Origin of the sequence: Mesorhizobium sp. M0701 (genome assembly GCF_040320365.1) — a bacterium.
In the GTDB taxonomy this organism is placed as follows: domain Bacteria; phylum Pseudomonadota; class Alphaproteobacteria; order Rhizobiales; family Rhizobiaceae; genus Mesorhizobium.
The window spans coordinates 1-18,406 of the sequence record NZ_JAMYPO010000023.1 but is presented as its reverse complement, the minus strand read 5'-3'; the positions used below and the strand labels follow the sequence as shown (position 1 = coordinate 18,406).

Here is an 18,406-nt window from a genome sequence, read left to right as displayed (position 1 = left end):
GGGCCTTAACAAATCCTTACCGGCACGCCGGAAAATTTACCAATGTGTACCACTCATGAAATCTAGGTAAATTCCGAAGAGATAATTTGTTAACGATACCTGAGACCTCAAAACGGCTCCCACCTTGGATCCCGTGGTCAGTCGGCAAGCTGCGGCAGGTTGCGGAACAGCTCGAGCGCTTCGGGATTGGCGAGCGCTTCCTTGTTCTTGATGGCGCGGCCGTGCACCATGTCGCGTACCGCGAGCTCGGTGATCTTGCCCGATTTGGTTCGCGGAATATCGCTGACGGCGACGATCTTGGCCGGCACGTGGCGCGGGCTCGCCCCGGTGCGGATTTTCGCGCGGATGCGTTTTTCCAGCTCGGCATCGAGCTCAACGCCGGCCGCCAGCCGCACGAACAGCACGACACGCACGTCATTGTCGAAATCCTGGCCGATGCACAGCGCTTCGAGGATTTCCGGCATCTGCTCGACCTGATTGTAGATCTCCGCCGTGCCGATCCTGACACCGCCCGGATTGAGCGTGGCGTCGGAACGGCCATGGATGATCAGGCCGCCATGGACGGTCCATTCGGCGAAATCGCCGTGGCACCAGACATCGTCGAAACGTTCGAAATAGGCGGCTTTGTATTTCCTGCCGTTAGGGTCGTTCCAGAAGCCGATCGGCATTGCCGGAAACGCCTTGGTGCAGACGAGCTCGCCCTTCTCCTGGCGGAGCGGGCGGCCGTCATCGGCCCAGACATCGACGGCAAGGCCGAGCCCGGGCCCTTGGATCTCGCCGGTCCATACCGGTTCGATCGGCACGCCGAGCACGAAGCAGGAGACGATATCGGTGCCGCCGGAAATCGAAGCCAGATGCACGTCCTTCTTGATGCCTTCATAGACGAAGCGGAAATCTTCCGGCGATAGCGGCGAGCCGGTCGATGAGATGGTGCGCACGCTGGAAAGATCATGCGTGCGGATCGGCTTCAGGCCGGCCTTGCGCACGGAATCGATGAATTTGGCCGAGGTGCCGAAATAGGTCATCTTTTCGGCATCGGCGAAGTCGAACAGCGCATTGCCGTCCGGGTAGAACGGCGAGCCGTCGTAGAGCAGCAAGGTGGCGCCCGATGCCAGGCCCGACACCAGCCAGTTCCACATCATCCAGCCGCAGGTGGTGAAGTAGAAGAAGCGGTCGCCGTCGAGCAGGCCGGCATGCAGCCGTTCTTCCTTGACGTGCTGGATCAGCGTTCCGCCGGCCGAATGGACAATGCATTTGGGAATGCCGGTCGTGCCCGATGAAAACAGGATGTACAGCGGATGCGAAAACGGCAGCCTTTCGTAGGCGACAGGCCTTGCGGCAAAGGGTGACAGCGCCTCTTCCAGCGCAGCCGCCTTGCCGATGGTCGCGGCGACGTCGAGCGAGGTGCCGAGATAGTCGACAATGAGGACTTTGCGGACGGTGGCGAGCTTGCCCGCCACGGCCGCGATCTTGTCGGCGACTTCGATCGCCTTGCCATTGTACCAGTAGCCGTCCGGCGCGATGAACACGACAGGCTCGATCTGGCCGAACCGGTCGAGAACTCCCTGCTCGCCGAAATCTGGGGAGCAGGACGACCAGACGGCGCCGATCGAGGCGGCCGCCAGCATTGCAGCAACCGTCTCCGGCATGTTGGGCATCATCGCGGCGATGCGGTCGCCCTTCTTCACCTTGAGCGACAGGAAAAGCTGCTGCAGGCGCGAGGTCAGCGCATGCAGCTCGTTCCAGGACAGCCGCCGCTCGACCTTGTCCTCGCCGCGAAAGACGATTGCGTCGCCAAGCCCGGGTTTCTTCAGGAGATTCTCGGCGAAGTTCAGCTTCGCATCAGGGAAGAAGGTCGCGCCGGGCATCTTGTCGCCATCGACCAGCACGCGTTCGCCCTTGTCGCCGACGATGCCACAAAAGTCCCAGACCAGGCTCCAGAAGGTCTCGCGGTGATCGATCGACCAGCGATGCAGGTCGGTATAGGAGGAGAAAGCCTCGCCGGCCATGTTCGCCGCGGCGTTCATGAAGGCGGTCATCGGCGCCGCATCGATCTGCTCTTGCGTCGGGATCCAGAGCGGTGCGTCGTCAGCCATCATTGTTCCTCCTTAAAGCACGTCACGTTTGAAGAGATTCACGCGACGCGCTTTAAACTTTTGTCTTTATGCATGTCGTTTATCCCAAACCGCTGCGCACTTTTGGGCGACATGCATTGGCATCGCTTATGCATATCGCGATGCAGCAGAGCAAGATTTTGTTGGACCGCGCCGGTCAGGGTGTGCGCAAATGCCATCGCCGGGCCATAAAGACTTGAAATGCGTCAGCCGTCGGTTACACCCGTCGGGCGATTTTGTCGGAATGGAAGCATACGGGGCGATATGCCATCACCTTTGATCCGACGCGGAATATGGGCGATCGGCGCAGCCGTCATCGTCATCGCGCTGGTTGTCGCAGCCTTGCCGTTGATCGCCTCGACCCGCATCGTACGCGACCGTATCGCGTGGGAAATGAGCGCGTGGAGCGGTTTCCGGGTCACCATCGACGGCGCGCCGCGTATCGAGGTCTGGCCGAATTTCCGGGCGATCCTGAGCGACGTGACGCTGTCGCAATGGACAGAGACGGATGCGCCGCCCGTGGTCGAGGCCGAACGGGTCGAGGTCGACCTCTCAGCGATGGCGGCGCTGCGTGGCGATGTGGTGTTTTCGACGGCGCGGCTGGTACGACCGACGATCCGGGTTCAGCGTACCGCGAGCGGGTTTTTCCTGCCTGCGATTCCCAGCGGCGGGCGGATTACGCGTTCGATCGATGCTGCCCGCGCGGTGATCAACACAAATCCCGCCAAGCCGGATCTCGCCAAGCTGCCGACAGATCCGTTCGGCACAGTCGAGTTCAGGGACGGCCGCGTAGTGGCTGCCATCGGCGGCAAGGACCAGGAGATATTGAGCAGCCTGAGCGGCCAGGCGAACTGGGCCGCGATGAACAGCAATGCGACGCTGTCGGCGACCGGGATATGGCGCGGCGAAAGTGTTGCCATCGACGCCGCATCGCCGAACCCGCTCGTGCTGTTTGGTGGCGGCACAGCACCTGCCACATTTTCCTTCAAGGCGGCGCCGGCCAGTTTTTCGTTCGACGGCCGCGCCAGCATGTCGGAGAACGGCTATTTCGACGGCCAGGCAAAATTCGCCGCACCTTCGCTCCGACGCGTGCTCGAATGGTCGCAGGCCGGCATCGCGCCCGGTGCCGCAATCGGCTCGATCTCGGTTTCAAGCAAGATCACGGCGACGGCCGGGCGCGTCAAATTTGAAAACACGGCCCTGACCCTCGACAACAACCCGGGAATGGGTGCGCTGGACTTCACCTATGGTGAGGCACTGCCGGTGATCTCCGGCACACTTGCCTTCGATACGCTCGACCTCAGATCATTTCTCTCCGCCTTTACGCCGGTACCATCCGCCGGCGGCACCGGCCCGGGCGAAATCGACACAAGCTTCGCCGACCGGATCAATCTCGATCTCAGGCTGTCGGCGGCGCATGCCACCGCCGGCGCCATCCAGCTTGCCGACGTCGCTGCCACTGCCCAGGTCAAGAACGGCCTTGCCGTCTTCGACATCTCGGATGCATCCGCCTTTGGCGGCAACGTCCAGAGCAGCGTCCGTTTCGACCGCAAGCCCGCCGGCACGGAAGTCGAGATCCGGCTGCTTGCTTCCGATATCGACGGCGGCGCTTTCGGCACCGCGGCCGGGATGACGCGGCTGGTGCCGATCGGCACTGGAACCGTTTCGGTCATCCTCAAAGGGCCTGGCAGAACCTGGGACTCGATTTTCGAAAACGCCAATGGCTCGCTGTCCGCGACGTTCGGCGCGGGTGCGCTGAGCCGGCTTAACCTGCCGGCGTTCCTTAAGCACACCGAACAGGGCGGATTCTTCGCGCTGGACGACGTCTCGGACGGAACGCTGCCGATCGACGGGGCCGAACTCAAGGCGAGCGTTTCGAACGGCGTGGCGCGTATCGACAAGGCCGAGGTGAATTCCGCGCAATACAAGATCTGGCTTTCCGGCATCGCATCCTATGCCGGACGCGGGCTGGCGCTGTCCGGCGGCATCGTCCAGCCGAGCCAGGCTGCCACGCAGACGAACGGCCAGGCGCCCAAGCAGTCGTCGTTCTTCGTCGGCGGCACGTGGAGCACGCCGTTCATCTCGCCGATAAGCCGCGGCGTTTCGGGAGAGTAGCGAGCCTTCAACCTCGCTGCGCCGCCCGCTCGTCGCGCTGGCGCTGCACCTCGCGGCGTTTGTTTGCGAGCGAAGCGATGATCACGCCAACTGCGACGACCGCGATCAGGATGGTGCACGCTGCGTTGATTTCCGGCGTCACGCCAAGGCGGACCTGGCTGTAGATCTTCATCGGCAGCGTCGTGGCGCCGGGTCCCGAGGTGAAGCTGGCAATAACCAAATCATCGAGCGACAGCGTGAAGGCCAGCATCCAGCCGGAGACGATAGCCGGCATGATAACCGGCAGCGTGATCTGGAAGAAGGTCTTCACCGGTGGCGCACCGAGGTCCATCGCGGCCTCTTCCAGCGAACGATCAAAAGTGATCAGGCGCGACTGAACCACCACCGCAACGAAGCACATGGTTAGCGTGGTGTGGGCAAGCGTCACCGTCAGAAAGCCGCGGTCAAGGCCGACGGCGACGAAGAGCAGCAGCAGCGACAGGCCGGTGATGACTTCCGGCATGACCAGCGGCGCAAACACCATGCCGGAAAACAGAAGCCGGCCGCGAAAGCGCGTGTAGCGTGTCAAGGTGAGCGCCGCCAGCGTGCCGAGCACGGTCGCCACGCTTGCCGAGATGACGCCGACGCGGGCCGTCACCCAGGTGGCGTCCATCAGACCCCGGTTGTGGAACAGCGACACGTACCATTTCGTCGAGAAGCCACCCCAGACGGTGACCAGCTTCGATTCGTTGAAAGAGAACACAACGAGCAGGACGATCGGCAGGTAAAGAAAGGCAAAGCCGAGCACGATCGAAATGATGTTGAAGCGGCTCCAGGTCGCGTTCATTGGTCCTGCTCCTGGGCGCGCGCCTGGGCTCGCTGGAAGAGCATGATCGGCACGATCAGCAGCAGCAGCAAGATAACGGCAACCGCGGACGACACCGGCCAGTCGCGGTTGCCGAAGAACTCGTTCCACAGCGTCCTGCCGATCATCAGCGTCTGCGAGCCGCCGAGCAGATCGGGAATGACGAACTCGCCGACGGCGGGAATGAACACCAGAAGGCAGCCGGCGATGACGCCGGGCAGCGACAGCGGGAAGGTGATCTTCCAGAAGGCGCTGGTCGGCGGACAGCCGAGATCCTTGGCGGCCTCGATCAGCGAATTGTCCATCTTCTCCAAGGCCGAATAGAGCGGCAGCACCATGAACGGCAGATAGGAGTAGACGATGCCGATGAAGATCGCCGTGTAGGTGTTGAGGATGATCAGCCGATGGCTGATGATGCCGGTGGCGAGCAGCAGCTCATTGAGCAGGCCCTCGGGCTTGAGAATGCCGATCCAGGCATAGACTCGGATCAGGAACGAGGTCCAGAACGGCAGGATCACCAGCATCAGCAAGGTCGGGCGGATCGTCGCCGGAGCGCGCGCCATGCCATAGGCTATGGGATAGCCGATCAGCAATGTCAGGACGGTCGAAATGGCGGCGACGATGACGCTCGTCACATAGGCGTTGAAGTAGAGCGCATCCTGCGTCAGCAAGATGTAGTTGTCGAAATTGAGGGTGCCAAACCACGCGATAACCCCGGAAATGCCGCCGCGGAAATCGAGCACCGGCGTGTAGGGAGGCATGGCGATCGCCGTCTGCGACAGCGAAATCTTGAAGACGATGATGAAGGGGACGAGAAAGAAGAACAGCAGCCAGAGGTAGGGGACGATGATGACGAGCCGGCTAACGAAGGCCGCTCCCAGCCTGACCAAGGCGGATTTGCCGGCAGCGCTTGCCGGAGAGCTTGTTGCGGCGGTGACAGCGGACATGATCAGTCCCTACCGTGTCAGGACGACGCCGGCGTCGGGGCGGAAAGAAACCCAGGCGCGGTCGTTCCAGGTCAATGGGTCCTCGGTGAGGCGTGCCGCGTTCATGGTGCTCGCCCGCACCACCTGACCGTCGTCCAGCCTGACGTGATAGACGGTCATGTCGCCGAGATAGGCTATGTCGTAGACCTCGCCCTCGATGGCGTTGACGGCACCGGCCGGTTTCGTGGAGGACACCTTGATCTTCTCCGGCCTGATGGCGAAGGTGACGGATGTTCCGGCGGCGGCACTGCCGGCATTTTCGGTCCGGATGGTGATGCCGTTGCCGGCATCGATGCTCGCGCTGCCGGCCTCGCCAGCCGCGATCTTGCCGTCGAACATATTCACATTGCCGACGAAGCCGGCGACGAAGCGGGAACCCGGCGCCTCGTAGACCTCGGCCGGAGTCGCCACCTGCATCACCTCGCCCTTGTCGATGATGGCGATGCGGTCGGCCATCGTCATCGCCTCTTCCTGGTCATGGGTGACGACGACGAAGGTTAGGCCGAGGTTCTGCTGCAAATCCATCAGCTCGAACTGGGTCTCCTCGCGCAGCTTCTTGTCCAGCGCGCCAAGCGGCTCGTCGAGCAGCAGGACTTTCGGGCGCTTTGCCACGGAGCGGGCGAGTGCGACGCGCTGGCGCTGGCCGCCCGACAATTGGTGCGGTTTGCGCTTGGCGAACTGCTCGAGCTTGACCAGCTTCAGCATCTCGGCGACGCGCTTGTCGATGTCGGCCTTGGCCATGCCTTCCTGCTTGAGGCCGAAGGCGATGTTGTTCTCGACCGTCATGTGCGGAAACAAGGCGTAGGACTGGAACATCATGTTGACCGGCCGCCGGTAGGGCGGAATGCCGCGCAGATCCTGGCCATCGAGCAGGATGCGGCCGGCGGTCGGCTCCTCGAAGCCGGCGAGCATCCTGAGCAGCGTCGATTTCCCGCAGCCTGAGGCCCCGAGCAAGGCAAAGAATTCGCGTTCGAAGATGGTCAGCGACAGACTGTTGACGGCGGTGAAGTCACCGAACTTCTTGGTGACCTTTTCGAACTGGATGTATGGCTTGGCGTTCGGATCGTTCCATGGCGCAAAATCCCTGCGGATGCTGCCAAGCGATTTCATGTCCCACTCCGTCCTGCTGCTTGCCCATGAGAAAGCGGCCCCGGCAACGGCTGCCGGGGCCTGGTCAGATTGCTATTGCCCGGTGACGATCTTGGTCCAGGTGCGGGTGATGATCCGCTGGGTCTTGGGATCGTAAGGCGATACGGTGTAGAGCTTCTGCAAGGTGGCTGCATCCGGATAGATCGCCGGATCTTCCAGGATCGCCTTGTCGATGAACTGCTGCGAAGCCTTGTTGCCGTTGGCATAGAGCACATAGTTCGACGATTTGGCGATCACTTCGGGTTTCATCATGTAGTTCAGGAACTCATGCGCTTCGGCGACATGCGGCGCATCGGCCGGGATCGCCATCTGGTCGAACCACATCTGGGCACCTTCCTTCGGCACGGAGTAGCCGATCTCGACGCCCTGCTTGGCTTCGTCGGCGCGGTTGCGGGCCTGGAAGACGTCACCCGACCAGCCGACCGCCAGGCAGATGTCGCCATTGGCCAGGGCGTTGATGTATTCGGAAGAGTGGAACTTGCGGATATAGGGCCGGACCTTCAGCAAGGTTTCTTCGGCCTTGGCAATCTCATCGGGCGACGTGCTGTTTGGATCGAGGCCCAGATATTTCAGTGCCGCCGGTATGATGTCGGCCGGCGAATCCAGCACATAGACGCCGCAGTCCTTCAATTTGGCCAGGCTTTCGGGATTGAAGAACACGTCCCAGCTGTCGATCTTGTCGGTGCCGAGCGCTGCCTGCACCTTCTTGATGTTGTAGCCGATGCCAACCGTACCCCACATGTAGTTGATCGAATATTCGTTGCCGGGATCATATTTGGCGGTCCGTTCCATGACCGTGTCCCACATATTTGAAATATTCGGCAGTTTCGACTTGTCGAGCTTCTGGAACACACCCGCCTGGATCTGGCGTGCAAGGAAATTGCCGCTGGGCACGACGACATCGTAGCCGCTGCCGCCGGCGAGCAGTTTCGTTTCCAGGATCTCGTTGGAATCGAAAGTGTCGTAGACGACCTTGATGCCGGTTTCCTTGGTGAAGTCGTCGATGATCGAACTGTCGATATAGTCCGACCAGTTGAAGACGTTGATGACGCGATCCTCGGCATGCGCGCCCAAGGTGAAAACTGCCAGAAACGCCGAAGTCGCCGAAAGCCAGAGCGCTTTGCGGGTCATGCTATTCTCCTTTGATGAGTGTTCCGTCGCCAGCTCGTCGCGGCGTCCGCGCGGCTGGGCATTTGCTTCAAGGTATTGGGCTTGCAGGCAGGCGACAAGCGCGAATTGCCGGCGCCATTATCGTTCGGCGGCGAGCCGACAGCGAAGACCTGGCGTGGCGTTGGTGGTGTTCCGGCGGCGTCGGAAGCTTTCGCTACGGCGCGGGCAGGGAGACGACGATATTGTCCGGCCTCGATGCGGCCGGCATGGAGACTTGGCAAGATACGCCTGTCTTGTTGTTGCCGTGATCGCAACCTGCCCGCGCGGCTGCGACGTTGTCAATGGTTCATCTCAATTTGACGCGCGCACTGCATCAATTAGGTGACGGCACACCGGTGACGCCCGCTCGCGCGGGCCGCGTCTGACGCTTGAACTCGAGCCCGATATGGACGAGCAGCGTGGTGACCACGACCGCACCGCCGACGATGGTGCGCGCCGACGGCACCTCGGAATGGATGAGCCAGACCCAGATCGGGCCAAGGATCGGTTCGAACGTGCCGAGCAGCGCCGCGACGGCGGCCGGAACAAGCCGGGCTCCGGTGGCGAAGAAGGCGAGACCGAGTCCCAGATTGATCACGCCAAAGGCAAAGAGGAAGCCCATATCGTGGCTGGAGACGCCCAGCGCCGACGCCTGCGATGCCGCAAAGGCGGCCGCCAGCATCGTGCCGAGGCAGGTCGCCGGCGTCATGCGCACATGGGCAAAGCGGCGCGTGATGACGGTGGCGATCGAGAACATGACAGCGATGAGCAGCGCCAGCCCGTCGCCGATCGGCGACACCGCGCCATCGAGCGATTCCGACACCATGATGGCGACGCCGGCAATGACGGCGGCGATCGCCACCCAGGTCGTCACGGCCACCCGTTCGCGAAACAGCGCCCAGGCAAACAGCGCCGCCAGAAGCGGCACGCCGGCCTGCATCAACAGGATGTTGGCGACGGTGGTATAGGCAAGCGCCACGACGAAAGAGGTCGACGCCGTGGCGAAGCAGAACGCCACCGCAAGGCCGGCCAGGCCCATGCCGCGAAACAGCTTCAGCGTGCCACGCCAGCCGTCGCGCCAGACCATGAAGCAGAGCAGGAAGGCGGCGGCCCAGACCGAGCGCCAGAACACCACCGTCCAGCTGTCGGCGTTGTCGATGAAGCGCGCAATGCTGCCGCCGAAGCTCCACATCAACGCCGACAGGAATACCAGCAGGAAACCGACGCGTTCCCCTTGCGGCGACACGATTGGCGAAGCGGCAACCGGAGATGATGCGGTATCGGTCATGGGTACGACTGTCGGCGAATTCGGAGCAGCACGATGTGCAATGGACGACAGAGACGTGCCTAATTCGCGTAACGCAAAGCAGAAGGCCGGGCGTGATCCAGTTCGATGTTCCGTTTGGCGCACTGATGAGGGCGCCTCGCCCCTCGCCCGGCGATGATCCGAGGCGACCTGTCGATGATGCGTTACGAGGTGCTCTTGTTGCCGCGGATAAAACGCCAGAGACCGGCCAGCGGAATCAGCAGGAGCAGGCCAAACTTTTTCAGCGCGATCAGCGCCACGAGCAGAACCTGCTTTCGCCGCCAGCTTGCCGGCAATCAGGCCACCGACGCCAATCGCCGCAACCGTATCGACGCCAGGCACGAAATCGGCGTATGTCTTGCCGGTATTGAAGTCCGCGAGGCCAAGCACTTCATCCAGGCTTTGCCTTATCTCCGGCAGTTGTTCCACCGTCGCGATATAGCTCATCACGAAGACGCCCTCCCTGCCAAGGAAACGGACGTCGTAGTTGAGCGTATGGGCGGCATCGTTGCCAAATTGCAGCTCCTTGGCCCAGTGCAGGCGCTTGTGGGCCGCGTCATAAACCGGCGGCGACGCCCAGCCGATCAGCGTAATGGGCGCATAGCCATCCTTTACCCTCTGATCGTTGCCGGACAGAGTGTCTGACTGCATGTTGCGCAGCAGTTCATTGTAATCGATGGACGCGGCGTCGCTGTCGTCGACGTAACCGATCTTTTCCCAGCGCAGCTCTATCCCCCAATTGTTGTCGGCAATGGGATCATGGGAGACTGGAAAGATCATGCCGAGGGCATCGGAACCAGAGTCGGGCGGATTGCCCCAGGCTTCGGTGAGGACGGAGAGCGTGTCCTTCTTGTCCAGAAAATAGAACTTGTCCTTGAGGTCGAGATGGATGCCTTCGGCAAGATTTATCGCGCCGGTCTTCGGATCGATCTTGTCCTGGAACGCCTTGCCGGCATCATTGTAGTGTTGATAGGAATTGAAGAAATCCGAGGACTTTTCAGCCAATGCGGGATCGGCCGAAAACGCGAGCGCCAAGCCAAGCCAAAAAACTGTCCTGCCCATGATTGATCCCCCGACCGTTGCGCAGTTCTTTTTTTTGATACCTACCGTCAATGCTGAATCAATATTCGGCTGAATCAATATTTTGGCTGAACCAATATTTTGGCCGGCAACCGCGAACCAGCTTACTGGTTGCCGCCGCAGGAACAGATGAGGTCCTTTGGTCGAAGATTCAGCCGCAATATTGCTGGAGCCGAATCACTGGAAATCGAACGCCGACAGTCCCGTGACCATCTCGTCGAGGCCGAGCGGACGTGTAACGGGTGGCTCGGCGCGGGCGAGGCAGCCGATGCGTTCGCACAGCCGGCAGGCAGGGCCGACCGGCGTCGCCAGCGCAGCGGCGCTCTGTCCGGTCTTGCCGATGGCGGCCGGCCCCGGCAATGCCGCTCCATAGACGACCTCGTCGCGAAAACCGATGTCGCAGCCGAGCAACAGCGCCGTGCGCCGCGGGCGCTCGGCAAACGAGCCCTGCGGCCCTTCGAGCGTGCGGGCCATGCAGAGGAACGCCGCACCGTCGGGCATTTCCACTGCCTCGACCAGGATCTGGCCGGGCTGGGCGAAGGCGGCATGGACCGGCAGCTTCGGACAGCCGCCGCCGAAGCGGCTTTGCGGAAAGCCATGGCTGCCCGCCTTGCGGAACCGATTGCCGGCACTGTCGACCTCGAGCATGAAGAACGGCACACCCGACGCACCCGGCCGCTGCAGCGTGGTCAGCCGGTTCGCCGCCTGCTCGAAAGAGACGCCGAAGCGCGACCGCAACATGTCGATGTCATAGCGGGCACGGACCGCAGCGGCGCGAAAAGGTTGATAAGGCATCATCAGAGCGTGCGCGGCATAGCGGCCGAGCTCGAAACGCGCCAGCCGGCGGGCTTCGTCCGTGGTCAGCTTCAGCACCTGGATCTCGGCAGCGACAGCGACGCTCATGCGGATCAGGCAGGCCTCCATCGCCACCTCGCGCAGTTGATCGAATGGCGACAGCCGCTCGGACAGGAACAGGCGTTGCGAGTGACGGTCATAGCGACGGCGCCAGTTGGGCATCGTGGCGACCGGCAGTACCTTGACGACGATGCCGAATTCACGCCGCAGCCAAGCCTTCAACGCACTGAACAGATCGTCGCCGGGATCGAGCACCGACGTGAATGCCTCGGCTTCCTCTTCGAGCGCGGCAAAATGGTTCGGCCGGCGTTCGAAAATCTCATGCACCTCGTCGATCGGCAGCCTGGCACCGGAGAGGGCGGTGGCCTTGCCCTCACGCGCGAGCAGCTCGTTGATATCTGACAATCGCTCGGCCTGCTCGCGATAGGCGCGAAACAGCTTTATGACAGCGGCGGAAGCGTTTGGCGCCGCCTCGGCAAGCTCGATGAGTTCCTGGTCGCCCGGCAGTTCGCCGGCCAGCAGCGGATCTGAAAACACTTCCTTCAAATCGGCGACCGACCCCCTCGCCTCGCCCTGCAATTCATGTGGGTCGACCTTGTAGACGGTTGCCAGCCTCAGGATCAGTTGCACCGTCAGCGGCCGCTGGTTGCGCTCGATGAGATTGAGATAGGACGGCGAGATGCCGAGCCCTTCGGCCATCGCCGTCTGGGTCAGCCCCTTGGCGTTGCGGATGCGACGAATGCGCGGCCCGGCAAAGATTTTGTGGTCGGCCAATCGAGTTTCCTTGACAGAAATTTACATCCGCCGATGGCATGGCTGTCTTTACAATCATGACAGATTTACAGCTCTCATCAGTCAAACACAACACAGGTTTTCCCTTATTTTATGGCTGATCAGGAGGTTTACCTCGCTTGCGTCGTGCCGACGTGTAAATGGTGTCACACATATGGCGCACATATTTTCCCTCTGCGACGCCTTCCTAAACCGGCATCAAAACCGCCTGGAGTGATCAATGACCGACTTTTACAACCTCGTCCCGTCGGCGCCGCAAGGCCGCTTTGATGGCATCGAAAGGCCCTATTCGCCGGACGACGTGAAGCGGCTGCGCGGCTCGGCGCAGATCCGGCAGAGTCTCGCCGAAATGGGGGCAAACCGGCTGTGGCAGCTCATCCATGAAGAGGATTTCGTCAACGCGCTGGGTGCCATGTCGGGCAACCAGGCGATGCAGCAGGTGCGGGCCGGGCTGAAAGCGATCTATCTGTCAGGATGGCAGGTCGCCGCCGATGCCAACACCGCTTCCGCCATGTACCCGGACCAGTCGCTTTATCCCGCAAATGCCGCGCCCGAACTGGTCAAGCGCATAAACCGCACCTTACAGCGCGCCGACCAGATCGAGACTTCGGAAGGCAACGGGCTGTCGGTCGACACCTGGTTCGCGCCGATCGTCGCCGACGCGGAAGCCGGCTTCGGCGGGCCGCTCAACGCCTTCGAAATCATGAAGGCGTTCATCGAGGCGGGTGCGGCCGGCGTCCATTACGAGGACCAGCTGGCTTCGGAGAAGAAATGCGGCCATCTCGGCGGCAAGGTACTGATCCCGACCGCCGCACACATCCGCAACCTCAACGCGGCGCGGCTTGCCGCCGACGTCATGGGCACGCCGACGCTGGTCGTGGCGCGCACCGACGCTGAAGCGGCAAAGCTCTTGACCTCCGACATCGACGAACGCGACCGGCCCTTCGTCGATTATGGCGCCGGCCGCACCGCGGAGGGCTTCTACCATGTCAGCAACGGCATCGAGCCCTGTATCGCCCGCGCCGTCGCCTATGCGCCCTATGCGGACCTGATCTGGTGTGAGACTTCCAAGCCCGATCTGGCGCAGGCCAGGACGTTTGCCGAGGGCGTGCGCAAGCATCATCCAGGCAAGCTGCTTGCCTATAATTGCTCGCCGTCTTTCAACTGGAAGAAGAATCTCGATGACGCGACGATTGCGAACTTCCAGAAGGAACTCGGCGCCATGGGTTACAAGTTCCAGTTCATTACGCTGGCCGGTTTCCACCAGCTCAATTTCGGCATGTTCGAGCTCGCCCGCGGCTACAAGGAGCGGCAGATGGCAGCCTATTCGGAACTGCAGGAGGCGGAATTCGCCGCGGAAGCCAATGGCTACACCGCCACCAAGCACCAGCGCGAGGTCGGCACCGGCTATTTCGACGCCGTCTCAATGGCGATCACCGGTGGCCAGTCTTCGACCACGGCCATGCGTGGATCGACCGAGCACGCCCAGTTCAGGCCGGCGGCGGAATAGCGGGGTAGCAGACAAACAGAGGGAACGCCCAAACGGGCATGGCAACACAACAGTCATGGCAACACAGGGAGAAGACCAATGGCTTCGATAAGCCGCGTCAAGGAACGGGCCGAAGAGCAGGCCACCAGCATGAATGTCGACCAGCAGGCAACCATCCGAATGCTGGCGAACGATCTGCACAGGCTCAATCAGTCGGTGATGAAGGCGGTCGAGGCCGGCGTCTCGGTCGAGCTGGTGCGCTCGGCACGACACCATGGCGGCGACGGCAACTGGGGAGATCTGCTGATCCCGGTCATCGTCACGCAGCGTAGCCACGACAGACAAACTCGATAGCACCGCGCCTCTTTTGAGCGCATGCTATCGCACCTTGCACGCCGCGGCTTTGCCTAATCCGGCAGAGCCGCTAATGCAACGATTTCAATGACAAGATCAGGCTGCGCAAGCGCTGCAACGCCAATAACTTGCGAGGGCGGCGGGTTGTTGTAGCTGCAGTGCTTCGGGCAGTGCACGGCAAAGAATTCGTCCAGGACGTCCAGGCGAAAATTGGGAGAGCTCAGCACGCCGCCATCGGGAAATGGCCCCTTAACAAAGAAGGTCAGCCTGATGAGATGGTCGAGCGCACTGCCAAGCTCTTCCAGATCTGATTTGATGTTGGTGAGAATTGCGCGCCACTGCGCGGCCGCATCGCCAACGGCGCCGCCGCCGCTTTTGCCGATCGGATCGTAGTCCTCGGCGGTCGCGGTGTTTCCGGAAAGGTAGACAGACCCCTTTGCGCCGGTAACGACCGTACCCTTTCCCCATGGCATCAACCGGCCATTTTTGAATTTCTTGTGAGTCACGAGTTCCATTGTCATCTCCCGTCGATCAAAGAGACGTGCTTAGCCGACGAGGAAAGGGTAGTCCGGCGAGGCGATCCGACAAGCTCGCGACAGGCCTGACTCGCCTTCGTCCAACCTTACGTCAACCCGGCTACGGCTGCGTAGTTGGTGCGTTCGCGCTGCACAGCCAAACTTAGCTGAGCCTGCCCGGTTGTGGTGGCAGCTTCTTCTTCGGGCGACGGCAAAGAAAAGCACTTAATTTTAATTTTAATGTTTCTTGCGATATTCTCCTGATACGCCATTTGAGCTTGACATGAGCAGTTATCTCACGCCAATTACCTCTCGAGTTTCAACCCTGCATTGAAACATTGAACAACGGCCTGCCCCGCCATGTGCCCAGCGAATCGCGATATCGAGACTGCAAAACAGCTGCCTTTCGTCAGCCGGGACATGGAGACGCGGATGCTCCCGGATTTCTCGCGGGTGCTGGTGGTCGGAAAATCACCGATCAACCGCGTCGTGGTTTCAAAAATCGTGGAGCGGTCCGGCCTCAAACCGATCTCGGAAACTCCCGAAACCGCGGCAAAGGCCTTGCACGCGCTGATTCCCGGGACTGTCGTTCTCGACGGCGGTGCGGAGAATGGGGACTGCGACGCCTTGCTGTCGGGTATCGATGCACTGCGAAGGGCGTCAGGCAGATCGCTTCCGTCGGTGATCCTGCTTTCAGTCAAGACCGGCACGCCGGAGAGCCTGGGCCTGTCCAGCGTCATCGATGCAGTGGTCGTCAAGCCGATCACCACCGAACGGCTGCAGCCGGTGATCGACCGGCTGATCGCAATTAGCCGCAATTGACGCCTACCGTGATGCCTCGGCTGCCGACCTGATCAATCAATCTCGCCGATACGCTCGATCAAGCCCGGCAGTTCACCGAGATTGGCTATCTGGCGAAAGCGTGGTGCCGAGACCGGCGGCTCGACATGTTCCAGCACCCAGGTCAGATCATGCGGAACGTGGATGCCCCAACTGCCGGCTTCGATGGCCGGCACGACGTCCGATTTGAGCGAGTTGCCGACCATCATGCCCTTTTCCGGGCCGTCGCCGTGGCGGCTGAAGATGCGGCTATAGGTGGCCGCGCTCTTGTCGCTGACGATCTCGACGGCATCAAACAGCTCGCCCAGCCCGGATTGCGCGAGCTTGCGTTCCTGGTCGAACAGGTCGCCCTTGGTGATCAGCACCAGGCGGTAGGCGCCGGCCAGCTTTTCCACGGTTTCGCGCGCATGCGGAAGCGGCTCGATCGGATGGCTGAGCATCTCGCGGCCCGCGGCGAGAATTTCGGCGATAGTCGAGGCCCGCACCTGGCCGTTGGTGACGTCGATCGCCGTCTCGATCATCGACAGCGTGAACCCCTTGATGCCGAAGCCGTAGACCGCGAGGTTGCGCTTCTCGGCCTCCAGCAATCTTGCTGAAATCCGGTCCTCCTCGGCGTGATCGGCGAGCAGTGCGGCAAAGCGCTGCTCGGTCACGCGGAAGAACTGTTCGTTCTGCCACAGCGTGTCATCGGCGTCGAAGCCGATCGTCGTCAGTTTGCGGCTGTGTTGCATGCGGCCCATTAATTGCAGCGTTGCGGGATGCCGACCCTAAACCATGAGGGTTTTATCCGGAAGTCGTTGTGTTCCCCCGGTTATCGAGGCGGACGCCAGCCGGCTCCCCTTTCCTTTCGTCGTCGGCAACGGCTATACTCCACAATCTGCAACAAATCTGGTGATTGATGCCGCCTGCAAAAAAGGAAGTCCGTCCGTCGAGCCGCGGAGGACGCGCCCGCACACCTGCCTTCGTGAAAAACCAACGTGGCGTCAAGAACTGGAAGGAAGTCAGCGCCTGGCTGGAATGGCGCGGCATCGAAGATATCGAATGCATCACACCCGACCAGGCCGGGGTTGCGCGCGGCAAGATGATGCCGTCGAAGAAGTTCACCTCCAACACCTCGCTGGCGCTGCCTTCGGCGGTGTTCATGACAACGATTTCCGGCGGCTATCCGGAGGACGGCAACGGCTTCCATTATCCGGAGGACGACGGCGATCTCAAGCTGATGCCTGACCTCTCGACGCTGACGGTGGTGCCGTGGGAGGAGGACCCTACCGCGGCGGTTATCTGCGACCTCGTCCACCAGGACGGCCGCTCGGTCGAGTTCACGCCGCGCAACGTGCTGAAGCGCGTGCTTGCCGCCTATGACAAGCGTGGGCTGAGGCCGGTCGTGGCACCCGAGATCGAGTTCTACCTGGTGCGCAAGAACCCCGATCCGGACTATCCGCTGACCCCGCCGGTAGGTCGATCGGGACGGCCGATCGGCGGCGGTGCCGGCTATTCGATCGCCGGGGTCAACGAATTCGACGAACTGATCGACGACATCTACCATTTCTCCGAAAGCCAGGGCCTGGAGATCGACACGCTGATCCACGAGGAGGGCGCCGGCCAGCTCGAAATCAATCTGCGTCACGGCGATCCGATCGAACTCGCCGACCAGGTGTTCATGTTCAAGCGCACCATCCGCGAGGCGGCGCTCAAGCACGAAATCTACGCCACATTCATGGCCAAGCCGATCCAGGGGCAGCCCGGTTCGGCCATGCATATCCATCAGTCGATCATCGACAAGAAGACCGGCAAGAACGTCTTTTCGGCAGAGGACGGCTCGGAGACCGAGGCCTTCTTCCATTTCATCGGCGGCATGCAGAAACATGTGCCGAACGCGCTGGTGATGTTTGCGCCCTACGTCAATTCCTACCGGCGGCTGACGCAGTCGGCCTCGGCGCCGGTCAACAACAAATGGGGCTACGACAACCGCACCACGGCCTTCCGCGTGCCCCGCTCCGACCCGGCGGCGCGGCGCGTCGAAAACCGCATTCCCTCCTCTGACGCCAACCCCTATCTGGCGATGGCGGCATCGCTCGCCTGCGGGCTGATCGGCATGACCAACAAGATCCAGGCCGAGCCGCCGGTTCTGACGACCGCCAACGAGGACCAGATCGACCTGCCGCGCAGCCTGCTCGAAGCCGTCGACCTGTTCGAGGCCGACGAGGAACTCTGCGCCCTGCTCGGCAAGTCATTTGCCGCCACCTATGCGGCGATCAAGCGAGCGGAATTCGAGACCTTCATGGAAGTGATCAGCCCGTGGGAGAGGGAGTATTTGCTGCTGAATGTGTAGTAGGGAGTAGGGGAGTAGGGGAGTAGGGACGAATGGCTGAGAAAACGGGTTCCTACAAGGATTTGATAGTCTGGCAGCAGGCAATGGACCTTGCTGTGGCCGTTTACGGCGCGACGAAATCATGGCCCAAGGAAGAACTTTATGGACTCACCAGCCAAGTGCGGCGCGCTGCAAGCTCGGTGCCATCGAACATTGCGGAGGGATATGGCAGAGAGATCCGAGGTTCCTATCAACAATTTCTCCGTATCGCTCAAGGATCATTGAAGGAACTGGAAACTCAGCTTCTGATCGCCGAGCGTACCTGCATCGCGCCGAAGGCGACGGCGGCTTCATTGTTGGCGAGTACCGAAAGCGTTGGGAAGCTTCTTCGCCTCCTGATCCGCAAACTGTCACCCGACTAGCTCCCTACTCCCCTACTCCCCTACTCCCCTACTCCCCTACTCCCCTACTCCCCTACTCCCCTACTCCCCTACTCCCCTACTCCCC

15 protein-coding genes and 1 pseudogene are annotated in these 18,406 nt (G+C 61.5%); 6 read left to right on the top strand and 10 right to left on the bottom strand.

Annotated elements, in window-relative coordinates:
• Positions 1-137: 137 nt before the first annotated feature.
• A complete protein-coding gene (locus tag NKI24_RS20905) occupies positions 138-2,096 on the bottom strand; it encodes an acetoacetate--CoA ligase (protein ID WP_352748054.1) in 1,959 nt (652 codons plus the stop codon).
• A gap of 282 nt (positions 2,097-2,378) precedes the next feature.
• On the opposite strand from NKI24_RS20905, the gene NKI24_RS20900 reads away from it, so the two are divergent.
• Positions 2,379-4,229: an AsmA family protein gene (locus NKI24_RS20900; protein WP_352747950.1), complete on the top strand. Its 1,851-nt coding sequence runs from the start codon at positions 2,379-2,381 to the stop codon at positions 4,227-4,229.
• Between the two features lie 7 nt (positions 4,230-4,236).
• On the opposite strand, the gene NKI24_RS20895 is transcribed toward NKI24_RS20900, so the two are convergent.
• The 7 genes and pseudogenes from NKI24_RS20895 to NKI24_RS20865 all read right to left on the bottom strand — a co-directional run bounded on the left by NKI24_RS20895 (position 4,237) and on the right by NKI24_RS20865 (position 12,372).
• Positions 4,237-5,055 carry an ABC transporter permease gene (locus tag NKI24_RS20895; protein ID WP_352747826.1) on the bottom strand — a complete coding sequence of 273 codons (819 nt, stop codon included), beginning with the start codon at positions 5,053-5,055 and terminating at the stop codon, positions 4,237-4,239.
• Positions 5,052-6,020, bottom strand: coding sequence for an ABC transporter permease subunit (locus NKI24_RS20890; protein WP_352747947.1), 969 nt, complete (start codon positions 6,018-6,020; stop codon positions 5,052-5,054). Before NKI24_RS20890 ends, NKI24_RS20895 begins: the two co-directional genes overlap by 4 nt.
• A gap of 9 nt (positions 6,021-6,029) precedes the next feature.
• On the bottom strand, positions 6,030-7,169 hold the full coding sequence (locus tag NKI24_RS20885; RefSeq protein WP_352747944.1) for an ABC transporter ATP-binding protein: 1,140 nt from the start codon (positions 7,167-7,169) through the stop codon (positions 6,030-6,032).
• 72 nt (positions 7,170-7,241) lie between these two features.
• Complete coding sequence (locus NKI24_RS20880; RefSeq protein ID WP_352747941.1) at positions 7,242-8,339, bottom strand: polyamine ABC transporter substrate-binding protein; 1,098 nt, start codon at positions 8,337-8,339, stop codon at positions 7,242-7,244.
• A 352-nt stretch (positions 8,340-8,691) separates the two neighbouring features.
• Positions 8,692-9,645, bottom strand: a complete 954-nt coding sequence (locus NKI24_RS20875) for a DMT family transporter (RefSeq protein WP_352457081.1) — start codon at positions 9,643-9,645, stop codon at positions 8,692-8,694.
• A gap of 297 nt (positions 9,646-9,942) precedes the next feature.
• Positions 9,943-10,725 (bottom strand): annotated as a pseudogene (locus NKI24_RS20870) (DUF2167 domain-containing protein); the annotation flags it as partial.
• Positions 10,726-10,920: 195 nt separating this feature from the next.
• Positions 10,921-12,372, bottom strand: coding sequence for a helix-turn-helix domain-containing protein (locus NKI24_RS20865; RefSeq protein ID WP_352577538.1), 1,452 nt, complete (start codon positions 12,370-12,372; stop codon positions 10,921-10,923).
• Between the two features lie 238 nt (positions 12,373-12,610).
• Between NKI24_RS20865 and aceA the strand changes: the two genes are divergently transcribed.
• A complete protein-coding gene (aceA, locus tag NKI24_RS20860) occupies positions 12,611-13,900 on the top strand; it encodes an isocitrate lyase (protein ID WP_352457079.1) in 1,290 nt (429 codons plus the stop codon).
• A gap of 78 nt (positions 13,901-13,978) precedes the next feature.
• Positions 13,979-14,233 (top strand): SMc00767 family acetate metabolism repressor, encoded by a 255-nt coding sequence (locus NKI24_RS20855; RefSeq protein ID WP_023677446.1) that lies wholly within the window; start codon positions 13,979-13,981, stop codon positions 14,231-14,233.
• A gap of 53 nt (positions 14,234-14,286) precedes the next feature.
• Here NKI24_RS20855 and NKI24_RS20850 read toward each other — a convergent pair whose 3' ends face one another.
• Positions 14,287-14,748 (bottom strand): RidA family protein, encoded by a 462-nt coding sequence (locus NKI24_RS20850; RefSeq protein ID WP_352747936.1) that lies wholly within the window; start codon positions 14,746-14,748, stop codon positions 14,287-14,289.
• A gap of 432 nt (positions 14,749-15,180) precedes the next feature.
• Between NKI24_RS20850 and NKI24_RS20845 the strand changes: the two genes are divergently transcribed.
• Positions 15,181-15,570 carry an ANTAR domain-containing protein gene (locus NKI24_RS20845; protein WP_245274728.1) on the top strand — a complete coding sequence of 130 codons (390 nt, stop codon included), beginning with the start codon at positions 15,181-15,183 and terminating at the stop codon, positions 15,568-15,570.
• Positions 15,571-15,602: 32 nt separating this feature from the next.
• On the opposite strand, the gene NKI24_RS20840 is transcribed toward NKI24_RS20845, so the two are convergent.
• Positions 15,603-16,319: an HAD family hydrolase gene (locus NKI24_RS20840; RefSeq protein WP_352450927.1), complete on the bottom strand. Its 717-nt coding sequence runs from the start codon at positions 16,317-16,319 to the stop codon at positions 15,603-15,605.
• 167 nt (positions 16,320-16,486) lie between these two features.
• On the opposite strand from NKI24_RS20840, the gene NKI24_RS20835 reads away from it, so the two are divergent.
• On the top strand, positions 16,487-17,920 hold the full coding sequence (locus NKI24_RS20835) for a glutamine synthetase family protein (RefSeq protein WP_352450926.1): 1,434 nt from the start codon (positions 16,487-16,489) through the stop codon (positions 17,918-17,920).
• A gap of 32 nt (positions 17,921-17,952) precedes the next feature.
• Complete coding sequence (locus NKI24_RS20830) at positions 17,953-18,321, top strand: four helix bundle protein (RefSeq protein WP_352747930.1); 369 nt, start codon at positions 17,953-17,955, stop codon at positions 18,319-18,321.
• The last annotated feature ends 85 nt before the right edge of the window (positions 18,322-18,406 follow it).